This is a genomic window from Neobacillus sp. BF23-41 (assembly GCF_041106275.1).
The window spans coordinates 22,681-39,911 of record NZ_JBGBPR010000022.1 but is presented as its reverse complement, the minus strand read 5'-3'; the positions used below and the strand labels follow the sequence as shown (position 1 = coordinate 39,911).

The window sequence follows — 17,231 nt, the reverse complement described above, 5'->3', positions numbered from 1 at the left end:
GGTGATTGCTGCAGATGTCCCTTTAAAAAATATGAAAGCCGGTGACCCTTTATGAGTAATAATAACATAAATTTCCGGTTTTTAGCCAAAGAAGTAATAAAACGGTTAGATATATTAGAGGTTGCTAAGAATGAGGGGCTTCGCCTAAGAAAAACAGGAAGAAATTACTTTGCAATCTGCCCATTTCATTCAGAGAAGACACCGTCATTCTCTATTAGCCCTACAAAGCAAATGTTTAAGTGCTTCTCATGTGGAAAGGGTGGCAACGTAATTACTTTATTAGCTGCCCTCAGAGGGGTTAATAACGGGAAAATAATCAATCATATGCTAAAGCTTTCGGGCTCGTTAATAATTTGAAAGTAAGTCGGAATCAGCAGCATGAGATAAAGCAGCGAATGATAAAGTTTGAATTTAAAAACAAGGAAGAAAGTAATTTCGATCAAGTATACCGGTTCTTATGCGACCAGGTTCATGCTTTTAAAAGGGCTATGAAACAAGCAAAGAGCCTGGAAGAAAGGAACATACTTCAAGAGCAATATGATATATATAACCGATTGCCATACTATGAATACTTAGTGGGTTGTATGTATGGCGATTATGGGCAAAAAGCCCAGCTAGAAGCATATGTAGCTGGAGAGAAGGTGATGAACGCATGGAACTCACGGACGAACAGTTAGCCTGGTTAGATGATTATAGAGGTAAACAGAAACCTCTGGAAAAAGGATATTTTGAGGAAGCAGATGATGATAAAGGCAGTCAGTTTTTTGACGGTAAAACCTTTATTCCCTCAAGGTTAGGGGATACATTAATTGAACAGTTACCGTTAGTTTATGATGGTAACCATTTATATCACTATGAAAATGGTGTCTATGTGCCGAAAGGTGATTTGTACATTAGAAAAATGGCACATGATTTGTTGGGTGAAAGATTCAGAAGGCGATATGTTGAGGAAGCAATTTATTATATCGAATCTATTTGCTATAAAGAAGTAAATTCTGTAAATGAAAATGACGGTATCATTAATGTCGCCAACGGGCTCCTTGATGTAACTACAGGTGAATTATATGAGCATACACCTTCAAGATTTTCAACCATTCAGTTGCCTGTTAAGTACGATCCTTATGCCGATTGCCCAAATATAAAGAAGTTTTTAAGTGATGTATTGCCGTCAGATAGCATTCAGATGATGGAGGAAGGGTTTGGTTTTCTTATGCTTCCCTCTACCCAATACGAGAAGGCTATGATGTTAACCGGAGATGGTGGAAACGGAAAAAGTAAATTGATTGCATTGGTAGGACATTTTTTAGGAAATGTAAATGTTTCAAATGTTCCATTACAGGATTTAGAAAATAATCGTTTTAAGCTGGCTCAACTATATGGCAAGCTTGCTAATACTTTTGCTGATATTCCTTCAAGTGCCTTAGAAAAATCAAGTACCTTTAAATCTATTGTTAGTGGCGACAGAATGAGTGCTGAATTTAAAGGGAAGGATTCATTTGATTTCACTCCGGTCGCTAGATTGATATTTTCAGCAAATGAGCTGCCAAAGAGCTCTGATTTAACCAATGGATTTTTTAGGAGGTGGCTTATCGTCCCATTTCCTAATAAGTTTGAAGGTAAAAATGCAGATAAGAATTTAATGGATAAGTTAACAACAGAGGAAGAATTAAGTGGGTTATTAAACCTAGCATTGAACGGCTTAAAACGATTGAGAGAACAAGGGCATTTTACCGAAAATGAAACAACTATGACTGCATTAGATAACTATAAACGTGACATTGATAATATTTCAACGTTTATCGAAGAAGAATGTATGTTAGGGGAAAATTACAGGGTAATCAAGAGGAATCTATGGTGTTACGACAGTGGGTAAAAGCGAACAGGCAGAAATAAGTTTTATAACCGAGTGGAATCAAGGGTAAAAGTAAAAATTACCCGACCAAATTCAAAAGCAAAAGAAGAATATATCGGAATTGGCTTAATAAATCCGTTTCATTAAAAATACAAAATGGTGCAAAAAAATAGATTAATATTTTGCACTGTTTTGTTTAAAAGTTGCTATAAAGTTGCTATAAAGTTGGAGTTTAGTTTTCATTATGTATTAAGTGCAAACTTTTGGAGGTCTAGTGCAAAAAGATTCAAACTTTTTTTAATGGAACTTGCACATAAAAACCTTTTAATGACGGGCTTTATAAGGGGTAGTGCAGAAATTCAAACTTTTTTCAACTCTTTATGAAAAAAATAAAATAATAAAAAAATATAAAGAACCAGATAAAAATATTGAATTTTTGCACTTAGCCTATTCACCGGAGGAATAAACGCTGATGAGGTGATTAAAAATGAACACCTTCCCATTTCATTATAGATTTACTGCCAAGGAACTAAAGACGCTTCTGCAAAGGATTACGATTTTAGTTGACAGCCGGGAACAGCAGAACCAGCAAATCCTCGAATACTTTGATTCTAAGAAAATTCCTTATGAATCTACTAAGCTAGAAGTAGGTGATTATTCCGTAAAGCTGCCGAGTTGTCCGGAGCTTGGGATAATTAAAGATATTCATTTACCTATAACCCTAGAACGCAAAAACTCCGTTGACGAATTGGTGCAGACCATTAAAGACAGAACCCGCTTTGAGAACGAGCTTATTCGAAGCCAAAAATTAAGGTTTACACTTTTGGTGGAGGATCCAAACGGCTATGAAAATATACTTCGTGGCAATTACCGAAGCCAATATGAACCTAAAGCTTTCCTGGCTTCGCTGAAATCGTTTGAAACCCGGTATGGATTCTCTACTGTCTATATCCCAAAACGAGCTGCTGGTCACTTTTTGTATCATGAGCTTTACTATTTTGTGAGGAATTACTTGAAAGGGGCTATAAGCTAAAACGTCTGTTAGAAAGGTGGGCTTAATCATGGAAAATTATTTAACCAGAAAGCAACAAGCCTTCGTTCTGGAATATATAAAGGACCATAATGCGACCCAGGCAGCAATACGAGCCGGATATTCAAAGCGTAGAGCGTCCGAAATAGGGTATCAGCTACTACAGAAAACTACAGTTTTAGGGGCAATAAATGCTCTTCAAGAGGAAATTCAGCAGCAATTAAAAATGCAATTTGTACAAGACGCTATAAAGGCAAGAGAGGTTTTGTACGAAGTGATGGTTAACCCAAATAGCTCTGATAGGGACCGAATTGCTGCAGCCAAGGATTTACTCGATCGTGGTGGGTTTAAGCCAACAGAGAGGAAAGAGCTGAGTGGTTCTCGAGGTGCTGCAATTGAAATAATGTTTGTGGAACCTTTAAGTGAAGATAAGAAATAAGGATTTAGTGTTTTACTTCAATAATAAAATGTAGCCACCAATCATTAATGACTGGTGGCTTCTTACGCTTTATAACTTTTTTCCTTTACGATTAAACAATCTTCTTACTGGTGAAAATTTATTATGTTGTTGACGGAGATGTTCAGAATCCATTTGAATATATTTTCTAGTGGTTTGTATATCTGCATGATCAAGAATTTTTTGTAGAGTGAATACATCTCCACCATTTAAAATGTAATTTCTTGCAAAAGTATGCCTAAACATATGAGGGTGTAATTTAGGTATATTTAATTTCTTTTTTAATCGATTTAGTCTTTTTCTAAAAGCGTCGGCAGTAAAATCATCTCCATATGCATTCATGAATATCTGTGTACCTTGCCCAAAATATTGTTCCGTTTCATCTAATAGCTGTCTTAACCTTTTGGATATTTCTCGACTTATCGGTATTTCCCTGTACTTCCTATTTTTAGCGATTTCAGAGGGGACTAATACGGTATTCTGTTGGAAATCTACTTGGTCGACTGTCAGTGTCATTGCTTCGTTAATTCTTAATCCGGTGTCCAGTAATAGTAACACTAAGGTTTTATCTCGCCACTGAGCAAATAATTTATCATCATAGGATTCTAAAATTGAATCTATTTCCTTATCAGCTAAACCTTGTACCTCTTCATGAGCGTCATCTTTAACCAGGGGAATATTCATTGTAGGATTTTTATTAATTATTTCTTCATTGAATAAAAATCTGAATATGGCTTTTAAATTTCTTAATCGAATATTAATTGTACTCACTGATAACCCTTTACTGGTTCTTTCACGCTGGTTATCGCCTTGATAGGGTAATCGTTCGTTTTTTAAATAATTTATATAATCACGTAACGTAGTACTGGTGATTTGGTCAATGTATTCAATATCGGGATTTAACCACTCCTGGAAATATCTAACCGTATCATAGTACCCTTTAATGGTACTCTTCCGTATCCCCTCGGCTTCCTTTGCTTTGATAAAGATTTCGACTGCATTTTGAATAGTATGTTGGTCAATCATTGTATGTCGGACATGATTGGACTGTCGGTCATTGTTTGTATTTTTTTGCCCTCTTTGTGCAATAAATGTGCGTCCCATTAGTAATTTTTCCTCCTCAGATGGAGGCTGTATGTCCTATATACACATTTTTTCATGTCCTACAGTGTAGCAAAAAACAGCAAAAAAACGCTAAATTTATGCTAACTCACTCTACCCTTAAAACAAGGGTAAAATAGCATAAACTCGGCGTTTTCATGTTTTGTATGTCCCAGAGAGGATTCGAACCTCCGACCTACAGTTTAGGAAACTGTTGCAGAAGACTGCTCCTCTATAAACGTTGATATTACGCGATTTATATGACCTGAAGTGTATGTATAGTTCCTACAGCCTCTAAGGAAGATGAGGTTTATGGACGATTAATCGAATTATTTAGTCATCCACATGCAAGGCGTATTGCTAGGGTTTATGGTCTAGATGAAATTGAAGGGAAATATCGTAATACTGAAGTATTAAAATTAATTGATGATCACAATCAAACCCAATATAAAAATAATGTAGAAGAAATTATTAAAATATGCTGGTTATTGTCCACATATCCTAATCTTGTGGAGAAAAGAGAGCAATTAAAAGGATATATTGAAAATAAGGAAATAATAAATCAAATTCATTCAACCATTGTAGGAACTAATACATTTGATGTTCCTGAAGAAGTTGAACATTCTATGGAAAAAGTAATTAGTATTCTAAGGACCGTTAATTTGCCAGAATATATAGTAATGAAAAAGAGAAATGGGGAATCTACGTGACGAAAATTAAAGGATGGAGAATAAATAATATACTAGAACTCACAAAGAGTTTATCAATAGCTCAAAATAAAAAGGCTGAAGAAGTAAGAGAAATGGCAGATAATGTTTATAAAGACATTATAAATGGTCAAAAAGATAAACTTGATGAATTTTATAATCTAATTTATGAGACTATTTTATTGGAAGAACGATCTAATGCTACTAATAATATAAATAAATTCCTTAAGAATCATTATCAAACTGATGAATTTAAAAATGAAGAATCTTATGACGAAGAGCCTGCTAAAAGAACTCTAGGCATCCTTATAGAAAGTAGTTTTACAGCAGAAAGACAAAAGAAATTATCAAATGACTTATTAAATAAATATACTGAAGTACAAAATATCAAAGAAAATCCTGAAGAATTTGCTAATGAATTAATAAATAATGCTGTTGAAAAAGCAAAGGAAAAAGTTAGTATGGAGTTATTTAATTACAGTAAGGAACATTTAGGATTTTCAAATAATATCTTTTTAAATAAGAAAGTTTAATCGCTATGTTTATTGTAGGAAATATTAAATACAATAAAAGGATTTGCCGCTATTAAACAAACGGCTTCAGTTGAATATTAATATTCGACAATCAGTCACTATCCTAATAAAGTTGATTATTTATTGATTGCTAAACAGTACAACGATACTGGCTGTATACAACTATTAAAGAGACGATTACTCCAAAAGTAATCGTCTCTTTCTTACTTAAAGACTAAAAACTAAGAAAATAAATAGCTGTTCATAATCAGTTGGTATTTTTGGTGTTTGAATAGGTAATCCTTAGTTTACAAATAAAAACTAAGGAGAGTTGATTTTATGAACTTAGGAGAGAAAATATTATCAGATTTAGTGGTAGCATTAATAGAGTTATATCCAAATATCGAAGTGGAAACCACAAAGAATAAATTATCTACTGTTCTATCAGAGTATTATATTCAAAAAGTTAAATTAGGAGAGGTGCACCCTGATCTGGAGGATAAAATACAGTTGTTCATATCGGCCAAAAGACTAGAAGGTTTAAGTTCTATTACTCTAGACAACTATCTCCTAGAATTAAGTATGTTTGCTGATGTCGTAAAAAAGAAGACTGAGGACATAGCTACAGCAGATATACGAATGTACCTAAGTCAAGATGGATCCTTAAAAATGAGCACAATCAGAAAGAAACTATCTGTTTTAAAGAGTTTATTTAGTTGGTTGGCTTCTGAAGAATATATTAAACGTGATCCAACTACAAAATTAAAAGCTCCAAAAGATGAGTACCGTCTTCCTAAAGCGTTATCAATCGAAGAATTGGAAATGTTAAGAGAAGCATGTGAAACAGTTATACAACGTGCTTTACTTGAAGTATTGTATGCAACCGGCTGTCGTTTATCTGAAGTTTATGGGTTAAATATAGCTGATATCAGAATAGGAGCACATTAGTTATAGGTAAAGGTGATAAACAAAGGGAAGTCTATTTTTCAATTAGAGCAATGTATCATTTAAATAAATACTTAAAACAACGCGAAGATGACTGTAAAGCCTTAATGATTACAGAGAGAAAACCTTATAGAAGGTTATCTAAACGAGGAATTCAAAGAGAAATAGGAATGATAGCTAAGAAAGTGGGTCTACAAGACACGGTTAGTCCTCATGTTTTAAGACATACGTTTGCAACATTAACATTAAATAATGGAGCTGAACTCGTAGCTATACAAGAGCTATTAGGTCACAGTTCACCAGATACCACACTAAGATATGCCAAAATTACTCATGAACGGAAACGTGAACAACATAAAAAGTATCTAATTCAATAAGGTTTGTTTGTCATTCGACTTATACTGCGCAACAAATAATTTCGTTTATGAAAGAATGTACTTTATTAAAGAGGTTTTATTTATCGGAGGTAGGTGTTTAACAATCAGGCCAGATTGTGGAGGATTATTTTAGAAAATATTTTTGATAGAGTAATGATATAAATTAACGAACCAGAGTTGAATAAAATTTAAAGTTCTTTATATTTAGGATTAATCAGATTTTCAATTATTATTATTGTATTTATAGATTTAACAAATAATGAAATTGAAGGTATTAGGTATAATTTGTCGAAATTGATTATGTAAATTCTGTTTGAAGGAGAAATTGTAATGAGTAATAATGTCCTTTTATTATTTGAAAAATACAAGTCTAATACTGATGCTATACAAACTAATAGAGGATTCCTATATCAGTACCTAAAAACTTTAAAAACATGGGTATTTGATGCCATAAATAACACAGAAAATGAAATTTTTTGTGAAACAGAAGATGATATAAAAGAAGTAAATTATGATGTTAAAAGTTTAAAATTCACACAAGTAAAATGTTACTCTAGCAACTTAGGAACCCAAGACGAAGAGATTGAAAAAACCATCTACAATTTCTTTATTCTTTACAATCTATACCCAGATTACAATGGTCAATTTCATTTTGAAACAAATACAAATATAAAAAGAAATGACGAAATACTTAAAAACTGGTATAAAGATCAAGAAAATATGAGTAATGACCTTATCATTAAATGTAAATTAAGAGTTCAAGAAATATTGAAGGGTATGACAGAGAAAAAAAAGAAATCAGAAATTCAGAAAATAGAAAAAAGGATTGCTAAGCTAGATCCTATTTTGCTTGAAGAAATAGACTCACTTAAAAAGGAAAAGGATACTGTAATAAAAGAATTTAAACCATTATTTGATCGAATTAACGAAGACCACTATCTAGAATCATTTGTTAAAAGTATTAAGTGGAATTTTGAACAAGTAGAAGGAGAAGAAGCTGTCCGAATTATAAAACAGGAGTGTGTAGATAGTTTAAAAGGATATACAGATAAATATACTTATTTATTATTAACTCGATTGTTATCTGAAATATATCTTCGTTCTTCAAATACTAAAGTTGATGATAGAAAATTGAATAAAAGTTTACTTGACGAAATAATTAAAGAATCCGAACAAGAAATGTCGGATAAGAGTGATATATTCATAACAGATTCTTTAAACCAAATAACCGAAAAAATTGATGAACTTAAAGGTTTTGTTGGTGAAGAATTTCATTCTGTGAAAGAAATGTTGGGTACAGCAATAACTAAACCACCAAGTTACGAAATTGAAAAAATGATTAAGATGTATTTAATTAGGATTGAGTCTTTCCTCGAAAATAATATGACTCTACCTTTTCAATCTGAAATAGATAATGATTTGATAAATAACTCCTATTTTAATGATTTTTTTAAAGATCCAACTTGGAAAACAAAAATTATATTACATATTAGTGAATTTGCAAGGGCTTACGGTGATAATAGCTTGATAAGAGAGAAAGGAATTATTGATAAACTTTTGGAATTTAATGGTTTAGATATTTCCTACGACGAATATCGGACTAATATGCGTAAGAAGGTTAATTCAATATTAGCGGAATTACCAGATAATGAAATTACAAAAGATTTTAAACCATCATTATTCCAGATATTTACCCTTTTAAACGATAGATATAACAAAGTCCTGATGATTACCGGTGAATCTGGAGCGGGGAAGACCCATTTATTTAAAACTATGCTTTCATCTCATAGTATAGAAAAAGAAATAAAAAGCTACTCAATTAGAATTCCTTTAACCGTTAGTGACATAAGAGAGAAAGGATTTGAAGAAGTAGTATTATTTAATCTAAATCATTTTTTAGATTGCAAATTTACTAGTTTGTCTGAATTTAATAGTTATGTAATTAATCTTGAAAGAAATGGAGTTAGTTTTAGGGTCATTTTTATTATTGATGATCTACACATTTTATGTATTTCAAATCCAAAGATTTATGATTATATAAAAGAGACAATAAAGAGTTATACGAAAAATGATTGGATAAGCTGGTGTATATCAATAAATGAACTAGATCAATATTTGATAATGGACAATAGTGATTTCTTGAAAGATTATTGTTTCTCAAATAATTCCGAAAATGACGCTCTTAATTTATTTGTTAATATGAGTACAGTTAACAATAAAAATAAAGTGTGTTACAAAATACTAAGCAATTATGGTATAGATACAAATGTTATTGATGAACTTCCTGATAATATAAACATTAATAATAATATTAAAATGTTAATACAAAATCCTTTGATTTGCTATGTTTACGCAAATACTGTCAGTGATAACGAAAAAGAATTGCATAATATCTGTTATTTTGATTTTATAAAAAGGTACTCTAAAGTGAAGAAAAATCAAATGATTCAATACTCTACAAGGGATCTGTCGTTTAATGAAAAAGACGCTAAAATCGATAATGAAATTAATCAAGTTGTAAGTTTTTTAATTGATAATAAGAAGTTGACATATATTGAAGATGAAACAAATAGCTTATTTCAAATCTTAAAACATAGTTATGATGAATTGCGCTCAGTACACCTTGCAAGTAAAAGAATTATAGAAACAAAAGATTTATTTCAGGACCGTAAAGATATAGTCATTGAATTCGTTTTTCCATTATACTGGGCTTTTAAAATACTATTGCATTTTATAGTGAAAAATGATTGGTCGGCGTTTTCACTATTAAGAAAATCATTTATTGAGTTAAAAGATGAGTTATTTATTTATGAATTACTTTACTTAGACACAGATATTGAAAATAACATTGAAATGTTAACTCAAGAGATTTCAAACGGTTTAAACAGCGATAATGGAAAAGAACAATTATTCTTTGTTGCAATAAAGACAAGCGTTAAATGTCAAGGAATAATATTCCATAAATTGTTGGAAATTGAGGAACTCATCTTAAATAAAAAAGAAACTTTCGGTTTATTGTACTTTCTGTTGCATACTAATGCTAGGATTGATGAAAAGTGTAAAGTTCTAGGAAGAAATTTAGAAAGAATTTCAGAGTATGAATTAGGTGTTTACCTTGAGAGTTTATGTAAAGTAATGTTTAATAACTTGAAAGAACTAAAAAAATTAAAAAAGTGCATATCTGAGTTTATATGTACAGATGATACAAGGATTAGTGAAACAATTGGAAAAATTGCAGCAAACTACTTTGCTCGACTTGTTGATGGGATGCCTCTGGAAGATGTTATTCATACTCACCTTATAAACTTCTTATCTGACAATCTAGAAAAAATAAGTGAAAGTAAAATTGGAAAAAATAATACTTATTTAGATTACTTTTTGCGCTATTTATTCAGAGCTCTAATTGAGAATAGTAAAGACAATAGATTTTTATTACACGAAATATTGTTAAGCAATAATTTTTATTACTTAGAAGATAGAGATGAAAAGTTCAAACCTATTGAACATATTTTAAGAAGTAACAGCGCTATTGCTTATGGGTCTTATTATAAACATCTGAATCATTCTAAGAAAAAAATCTTCAAGAAATTATATATTGATTGCATCACAAATCTTTTAGAATCAGATCTAACTAGATTGAGAGTCTTAGCGTATCATTTTATATCTAATACTTTAATTAATCCTGAGGATCGGAACTTAACTCTGGAAAGAGAATTTATCCCATTATTGAAAATAATTTATGAAGATAAACGACTTAATAACTTTAATAAAGGGCGAAAGTGGTTTTATGATAAGAATCTTAATCCAAGTTCCAAATAACATCTTCGGATAAGAGCAACTAATAACTAAAAGTTTGTTGCGCAGTACAACCTTACTGGTTACGAAATATATTTTTTAACCGCGGTCACTTTTGAAGTGATCGTTTTTCGTATTTGACTAAATACAATGCAATAGAGATGATCTTCAATAATTGGGTGCATTTCTTTATTATGAAATGTGCCTTATTTATGTTTTGAGCAAGACCTTAGATCAAACAATCCTCATTTAACAAATGGACATATATGTTAAAATATATATAATATTTTAACTATTAAGTACTTCAATGCAGCAGGTTGAAGAATGATATTGATCTCACTGTGTGGAAATTAAATGAGAAATTTAAAAAATTTTTTCAAAGTGTCAACAACGGTTTATTTTTCCCCATTTCCAACGGTTAAAAAATCCCCAATTTCAGCGTTCAACCTTGTATTGGTTGAACGCCAGCCCGTTGTTTTTCTCTTAACCTATATGATTGTCCTTTAATATTAAACGTTATTGAATGGTGCAATAAACGGTCGAGAACGGCCGTAGCTAAAACATCATCTCCAAATATTTTCCCCCATTCAACGTAGGATTTATTGGACGTAATGATTATAGATCCATGCTCATACCTTTTTGAAATGATTTGAAACAATAGATTAGCACTAAGCTCATCAAATGGAAAATAACCCATTTCGTCAATAATTAATACTTCAGGAACACACAATTTATTAACTAGGCGGGCAGTAGTTCCACGCTGCTCAGCCTTTTTACAAGATAAAATAAAATCATCACATCTGGTGTAATAGGCTGTATTTCCTTGTTCTATTGCTTCAATTGTTAGACCTATTGCTAGGTGAGTTTTACCTTTATGTAAAGCTTTGCATAACGGTAATTATCGAAAGTTTTTGTTTATGGAAAGACCCTAAACCAAATTCTACAAACATGTAGGATATGCATTTAAAATCTTTCCATAATATTTTATCTACAGAGTTCCTGTAACCAATTAAGTAAATCTTTATTTTCATCCCACACAGGTATATCCTGTTTAACAACCTCCATATAAGCAGATTCCAATGCTTTCCTCTTTATTTGAGAATTTGTTCTTGCATAATGTTCAGTTGTACTTACATTGACATGGCCTAATAAGTCTCTTATATAAATAAGATTCACACCTGCTTCTAATAGATGCATAGCCTTCGTATGTCTCATCATATGGGGGTTCAGTTTAATTGGAAACATTAATTCTGGGTGAAGTTCCTTAGCTATTATTAAATATTTCTCCAAAATTTATGTTTCCATTCCAAAATAGAGGAGTGGTGTACTTTATAAATTGATGCGACTTCGTTTATCGAATATTGATTATCCTCCAACGCTTTCAATATCTCGAATTTTACTTCTACAGAATAGGACCTTTTAGACATAATAAATACTCCCCCATAAGTAGCCAGATTTTTTATTTTTTAATCTGTCTACCTATTGGGGAGCATATCATATCAATGTTTGTGAGTGTTTTTTGTTTGGGCAAATAAGTCCATCATACAATTTTTTTATAGCTAAACAAGGTAGTGCTCTGCACCACAAAATTATTATGTTAGAAATAATCACATTTTTATGAATAAGTTATAACCTAGATCCCAATTTCAGGTTTAAGAATTAATTAACAATCATATTTAAATGCCAACTTATCATCAGTACTGAATTATGAAAATGTAGTGGATTCCACTCTGTCTTGCACAGCGATATTTCAAGTTGCCTGCCGAGCAAAACTTTACAAGAGAAATTTAACTTATTAATGAAATTAATAAGTATATTATAAAAATTATCAATATATGATAGTATCAATTTATATACACTATAAAAATATTGGTATTAATTTGTTTTTTACATAATGCTTTTTAACAGATGGAGGTAAAAGATGAACAATCGTTTATTCGATTTTGTTAGACAATTTTCAAATGAGTTAGCTGATCTGGCTGACCGAATTGAAGATCATTTATGGGATCAACCTCATGCGACATTGACCCAGGCTCGTTTATATTGTGAAGAGATAGTAAAGAAGATTAGCAATACAGAGGGAATCGAGAATATCTATCCCCTAAAGCCTGCAGAAAGAATCTACAAACTATATAAACAGGATATCATTTCAGAAGATATTTATATGAAGCTGGAATGGATTAGAAAAATGGGAAATAAAGCGGCACATAACGTGAAAGAAATTGTGGTACAGGATGTGCTGGAAGCTCACAAACTAGTATTTGAGATAAGCGTTTGGTATGTGGAAGTGTATGTCAGTCATCAATTTAACGCGCCAGAATATAAGCTTCCTGCCAAAACCATCCAAGATGCAAACGTCTTAGGTGTAAATGACATAAATGAACTAATTAAGCCTTATTTTGATCAGACATTGCAAAGATTTGATGAAATGAGAGCCGAGATTCAACTACAATTAGAAGCAATAAAAGTGGAAAAAGAAAAGGACCTAGATGTTAACACAAAAGCCGTAAATATTCAGCAATCAGAAATAAAAGCTCCAACAGAAACTTTGATTAAAAAGCAGGATGAATATCACATACGTCTCCAATTTAGAGGTGAAACCATTTTATTAACATCTAAACTAGCAAAAACACCTATATTAGACTTACCGGTAGTTGGATGTAACTATTTGTTACGCGAACTTTCCCGAGTGGGTATAGATTCTCTAGTGAAGATTACGGAGCCAATGGACTCTCAGCATTTGAAATTAAATGGTATTGGCCCTAATGGTATGGAGAAATTCTGGAATCAGCTTATAAGCTTACAAGATTCAGTTTTGTTGGAATTAGAACAAGATAACAGCACGGAAGAGGAAAATAACACGATCGAATTACCGGAAGAAAAGATACCTTTAAGAATAGAAAAAGAGAATATTGTTAGGATATTTGAAAAAAATAATTTTGATATTACCAATGAAACCCCTAAAGCAATAGAGTTTGAACATGCAATCAGTAAAGAAATTGTATACTTGCTGGCTAATAAAGAGACAAGCGTTGTCTTGCATCCAACGACTGTTCAAAAAGATGATTTTTTAAAAAGTAACGGAAAAGATCGCAGTAGTACGGCATTGAGAAAATTTCCAAAAGAACAAAATAAGGGTAAAAGTCCAATTAATCATGGATTTTTATTTAAATTTAGTACTGCTCCTGAATTAGATACATTTTTTAATAGATTCAATGAAATAATTTGTTTACCGAAGCAATTTAACTAATTTCATTCGAGTGATTTATCTTGAAAATTCTAAATATTATTGATTATTTTCAAAGGGTGGACTGTTTTTGGTACACCTTTTTTGTTTATATTAGCTGTTAGCTGGTGGGATATGGTTTATGCTGAAATTGGATTACTACTACGATGAAGAGCAAAAGAATTTTTGAAAGAAGGCAACTAATCCATAACCGGGAGTTGCCTTTTTACGTTTCTTGGAATAGATAAACTAAGCTATATTAAATTAAGACATAACCATCATGATTACAGGTAATCTTCTCAACTAATGAATGTAGGATCAGCGGTATTAATTCTTTCAGTGTTAATACATCCTAGTTTTTTTTCCGACATGGGTCGCATAATCTTTATTTTCACATTGTTTTGAAGCTGTTAATAGGTATTGTAATAACATAGGGTTTTTTAGATATGAGAGTACTTGACAATTAATTTGGATTCATTCTTTATTACTAGATAATTATTTTTTGGAAATATTATGTTAAAATCTAGTTAAAAACTAGATAGATTAATTGGAAACAGTAGAAAAAGTACCCAAAGTATTTATATCATACAGTTGGTCATCGGAAGAGCATAAGAAATGGGTTCTTAATTTAGCAGAAAAGTTAGTATCTGAATCAGGTGTTGATGTCATTCTTGATTTGGGTCATGACCGATTTCAATTTATGGAAGAAAGTATTAAACTCGCAGATAAAGTTTTAGTAATTTGTGACAAAACTTATTGTGAAAAAGCAAATGGTAGACTAGGGGGAGTAGGTACCGAAACAATAATTATTACCCCTAGCGTTTACAAAGATATAAAACAAGATACGTTGACGCATCGTGATACGAGAAGGGGTCAAAAAGAAGAAGAAAATAAAAAAGAAAAACAACAACAATAAGCTTTTAATCCAAATAAAGAGAAAAATCCAGACACAGAAAATAATCAAAAAGATGTAGATGTAAAAGAAATTATTGAGTTTTGGGACAACAATGGATTTGGTTTTTCGAAAGTGAATGCCAAACAACAGTTAGTATCTTGGATAGATGATTCTAGCTTTTTACAGCCGAAAGAGGTGATTTTAAAAGCGATGAATATTGCCTGTGCCAATAACAAGCGAAGGCTGAGTTATGTGGTTCGGATTCTGAAAAACTGGGTAAATGACTCCTTACTGACCGTAGAAGAAATTGATTCTTTTTATGATAGTCAAAATTCTGCACAAAAGCATATGTGATCTAGCGAATCGTTGCCTGCTGGAAGATCGGCCATAGTTATTTCTGTCCAACGATTAAACAGGTAGATGATGAACAAAAATGGTATGACCGAATTATTAGGTTGGAAATTGCTCAGTTACTAAGAGAATATTGGTTTGATCAAGAGGATAAAGTGAATGGGCTCCTTGACAGACTCAAATAAGATCCCGATAAAAAATCTCTATTATATGCTTTGTTATGCATGGGGGCATCTGGCTGAAAAGGAATTTGCCAATATTGCACGCGAAGATGAAAAAGATATCAAACACTTATTAACTAGAATCCTGCTGGTTAAACTGCGCTCCCTAATTAAGCGTGGATATTTTAAGGAATATATCGGATTTCAGGAAGAAACCTCTACCTTAAGGGGGAGGATTCTATTTCAAGAATCCATCAACATCTTTTCCTTTAAACGGGGCAAAATGCATTGTGAATATGAGGAAATGAGTCATAATATTCTCCATAACCAAATCATTAAGTCGACATTGTATTATATATTACAAAGTCCAAAATTAGCGAAAGAGCTAAAAGATGAAGTGATTCAAGTATACGTTCACTTTAGTGAAATTAGCTTAGTAAAGTTACATCCTAACTTATTTAAAAAAGTGAAGCTGCATCGAAGTAACCAGCACTATCGTTTTGTATTGGATATTTGCCGGTTTCTCAATGAGTCACTACTAAGTCAATGAAGAAAATACTGACGATAAATTTGCTGATTTTGAAAGAGAACCCAAAGCGATGGCCAGATTGTTCGAGGATTTTGTCCGGAACTTCTACAAAAAGGAAACCCCAGAATTTCGTGTTTCTCGGGAAAATATTTTTTTGGGAAGCAGAAGGAGAAGATGTATCCTACTTACCACTTATGCAGACCGATATTTCACTAGAGAGCCATACCAGAAAAATTATAATGGGTACAAAATACTATCAACCAACTCTAACGCAATACAAAGGTTCACAAAAACTAATTAGCGGAAACCTATATCAGCTTTATGCCTATTTAAGTAACCACAACAAGGGCTAGAGAGAAAGAAACAGTCGGGGTACTTCTGTATCCGAAAAAGGGTAAGGAGTTAAATCTTTCGTATGTTATAAAGGGGTACCCAGTTCGGATTTATACTGTCGACTTAAATAGGGAATGGCAATCGATACATAAAAGGTTGGTTCAAATAGTGGAGTACTGCTAATAGACATTAATCTAAGTAAAAGGGAACACTAAAATTCTGCTTCTAGTAAGAAAACATAATCTATCGCATATTTAGATGCTATTAAGTTACTTGCCATTTTAAAGAAAACCTGCAGCGGGACAATATGAAAATGTATATAGCAAGAAAGCAGAAGGACGATATGTTTTTGAACGTCTCTCTATCAGTTTGTTTCCGTTTAAACATAATAATATGCCAATAATATTACCGGGAGGATGACTAACTCTCGGATTTTTTATTTGTAATTGTATGTTATTGAAAGATTCAAAAAAAATAATGATATACTTTATAAGTACAATTTTGCCATAGGAGGAATTAAGATGGAAGAAAAGTACTCTCTTAATTCAGGAACCTTGAGATTCCTAACAAGTTTTGAAGATCATGTAAAGACTGGAAAGTGCTACACAATTCAAGAATTAGTAGATGTGTTAGAGGGTTCTCCCTTTAACAAGGAACAATTTAATTTCTATAAAAAGATGAAAAACAGTTCACTGTGGTATGAACTAAAACTTAGTGGTAAGTGGGAAATGCAGAAAAAAGGGGTGTTTATAAAGAAATAAAACTCCTTTAATTATGAAACAAGTGAACAGATAGGTGATAATTAAATGAATAATGAAAACAAAGTCAACATATTAGAAGTGGCAAGAGAGAGTGTAAAAAATGGTGCATATAAAATCGGCTATAAAAAACGAAAGTATTACATACTAATTGTTCGACTTTCCACTTCTGAATGTCTAAAACGTATTAGTTAAAGAAAAT

At 31.9% G+C, this 17,231-nt stretch carries 17 protein-coding genes and 1 pseudogene; 14 read left to right on the top strand and 4 right to left on the bottom strand.

The window, feature by feature from the left end:
- The first annotated feature begins 51 nt into the window (after window positions 1–51).
- The 5 genes from AB7942_RS23815 to AB7942_RS23795 all read left to right on the top strand — a co-directional run bounded on the left by AB7942_RS23815 (window position 52) and on the right by AB7942_RS23795 (window position 3,321).
- Window positions 52–357 carry a CHC2 zinc finger domain-containing protein gene (locus tag AB7942_RS23815; protein ID WP_369448806.1) on the top strand — a complete coding sequence of 102 codons (306 nt, stop codon included), beginning with the start codon at window positions 52–54 and terminating at the stop codon, window positions 355–357.
- A gap of 38 nt (window positions 358–395) precedes the next feature.
- A complete protein-coding gene (locus tag AB7942_RS23810) occupies window positions 396–677 on the top strand; it encodes a hypothetical protein (RefSeq protein ID WP_369448805.1) in 282 nt (93 codons plus the stop codon).
- A complete protein-coding gene (locus AB7942_RS23805) occupies window positions 653–1,873 on the top strand; it encodes a DNA primase family protein (protein WP_369448804.1) in 1,221 nt (406 codons plus the stop codon). Before AB7942_RS23810 ends, AB7942_RS23805 begins: the two co-directional genes overlap by 25 nt.
- 466 nt (window positions 1,874–2,339) lie before the next feature.
- The gene (locus AB7942_RS23800; protein ID WP_369448803.1) at window positions 2,340–2,885 is read left to right on the top strand and encodes an ERCC4 domain-containing protein; all 546 of its coding nucleotides are present in this window, start codon (window positions 2,340–2,342) and stop codon (window positions 2,883–2,885) included.
- 28 nt (window positions 2,886–2,913) lie between these two features.
- Window positions 2,914–3,321 (top strand): terminase small subunit, encoded by a 408-nt coding sequence (locus AB7942_RS23795; protein ID WP_369448802.1) that lies wholly within the window; start codon window positions 2,914–2,916, stop codon window positions 3,319–3,321.
- A gap of 69 nt (window positions 3,322–3,390) precedes the next feature.
- Here the strand turns inward: AB7942_RS23795 and AB7942_RS23790 are convergent, their stop codons facing one another.
- Window positions 3,391–4,443: a tyrosine-type recombinase/integrase gene (locus tag AB7942_RS23790; RefSeq protein WP_369448801.1), complete on the bottom strand. Its 1,053-nt coding sequence runs from the start codon at window positions 4,441–4,443 to the stop codon at window positions 3,391–3,393.
- A 703-nt stretch (window positions 4,444–5,146) separates the two neighbouring features.
- Between AB7942_RS23790 and AB7942_RS23785 the strand changes: the two genes are divergently transcribed.
- The 4 genes from AB7942_RS23785 (at window position 5,147) to AB7942_RS23770 (ending at window position 10,800) form a co-directional block, all read left to right on the top strand.
- Window positions 5,147–5,680, top strand: a complete 534-nt coding sequence (locus AB7942_RS23785; protein ID WP_369448800.1) for a hypothetical protein — start codon at window positions 5,147–5,149, stop codon at window positions 5,678–5,680.
- A gap of 318 nt (window positions 5,681–5,998) precedes the next feature.
- Window positions 5,999–6,607: a phage integrase N-terminal SAM-like domain-containing protein gene (locus tag AB7942_RS23780; protein WP_369448799.1), complete on the top strand. Its 609-nt coding sequence runs from the start codon at window positions 5,999–6,001 to the stop codon at window positions 6,605–6,607.
- Between the two features lie 2 nt (window positions 6,608–6,609).
- Window positions 6,610–6,981, top strand: coding sequence for a tyrosine-type recombinase/integrase (locus AB7942_RS23775; protein WP_369448848.1), 372 nt, complete (start codon window positions 6,610–6,612; stop codon window positions 6,979–6,981).
- A gap of 330 nt (window positions 6,982–7,311) precedes the next feature.
- The gene (locus AB7942_RS23770) at window positions 7,312–10,800 is read left to right on the top strand and encodes a dsDNA nuclease domain-containing protein (RefSeq protein ID WP_369448798.1); all 3,489 of its coding nucleotides are present in this window, start codon (window positions 7,312–7,314) and stop codon (window positions 10,798–10,800) included.
- Between the two features lie 418 nt (window positions 10,801–11,218).
- Here AB7942_RS23770 and AB7942_RS23765 read toward each other — a convergent pair.
- The 3 genes and pseudogenes from AB7942_RS23765 to AB7942_RS23755 all read right to left on the bottom strand — a co-directional run.
- Window positions 11,219–11,647 (bottom strand): annotated as a pseudogene (locus AB7942_RS23765) (ATP-binding protein); the annotation flags it as partial.
- Window positions 11,648–11,760: 113 nt separating this feature from the next.
- Window positions 11,761–12,066 (bottom strand): tyrosine-type recombinase/integrase, encoded by a 306-nt coding sequence (locus tag AB7942_RS23760; protein ID WP_369448797.1) that lies wholly within the window; start codon window positions 12,064–12,066, stop codon window positions 11,761–11,763.
- Entirely contained in the window at window positions 12,051–12,203 is a 153-nt protein-coding gene (locus AB7942_RS23755) for a transposase (protein WP_369448796.1), read from the bottom strand. The genes AB7942_RS23760 and AB7942_RS23755 overlap by 16 nt, the downstream gene beginning before the upstream one ends.
- A 494-nt stretch (window positions 12,204–12,697) precedes the next feature.
- Between AB7942_RS23755 and AB7942_RS23750 the strand changes: the two genes are divergently transcribed.
- The 5 genes from AB7942_RS23750 (at window position 12,698) to AB7942_RS23730 (ending at window position 17,032) form a co-directional block, all read left to right on the top strand.
- Window positions 12,698–14,026 carry a DUF4145 domain-containing protein gene (locus AB7942_RS23750; RefSeq protein WP_369448795.1) on the top strand — a complete coding sequence of 443 codons (1,329 nt, stop codon included), beginning with the start codon at window positions 12,698–12,700 and terminating at the stop codon, window positions 14,024–14,026.
- Between the two features lie 523 nt (window positions 14,027–14,549).
- Window positions 14,550–14,918, top strand: coding sequence for an SEFIR domain-containing protein (locus AB7942_RS23745; RefSeq protein WP_369448794.1), 369 nt, complete (start codon window positions 14,550–14,552; stop codon window positions 14,916–14,918).
- Window positions 14,919–14,987: 69 nt separating this feature from the next.
- Complete coding sequence (locus AB7942_RS23740) at window positions 14,988–15,251, top strand: DnaD domain protein (protein ID WP_369448847.1); 264 nt, start codon at window positions 14,988–14,990, stop codon at window positions 15,249–15,251.
- A gap of 156 nt (window positions 15,252–15,407) precedes the next feature.
- A complete protein-coding gene (locus AB7942_RS23735; RefSeq protein WP_369448793.1) occupies window positions 15,408–15,959 on the top strand; it encodes a 5-methylcytosine restriction system specificity protein McrC in 552 nt (183 codons plus the stop codon).
- Window positions 15,960–16,792: 833 nt separating this feature from the next.
- Window positions 16,793–17,032 (top strand): hypothetical protein, encoded by a 240-nt coding sequence (locus AB7942_RS23730; RefSeq protein WP_369448792.1) that lies wholly within the window; start codon window positions 16,793–16,795, stop codon window positions 17,030–17,032.
- The last annotated feature ends 199 nt before the right edge of the window (window positions 17,033–17,231 follow it).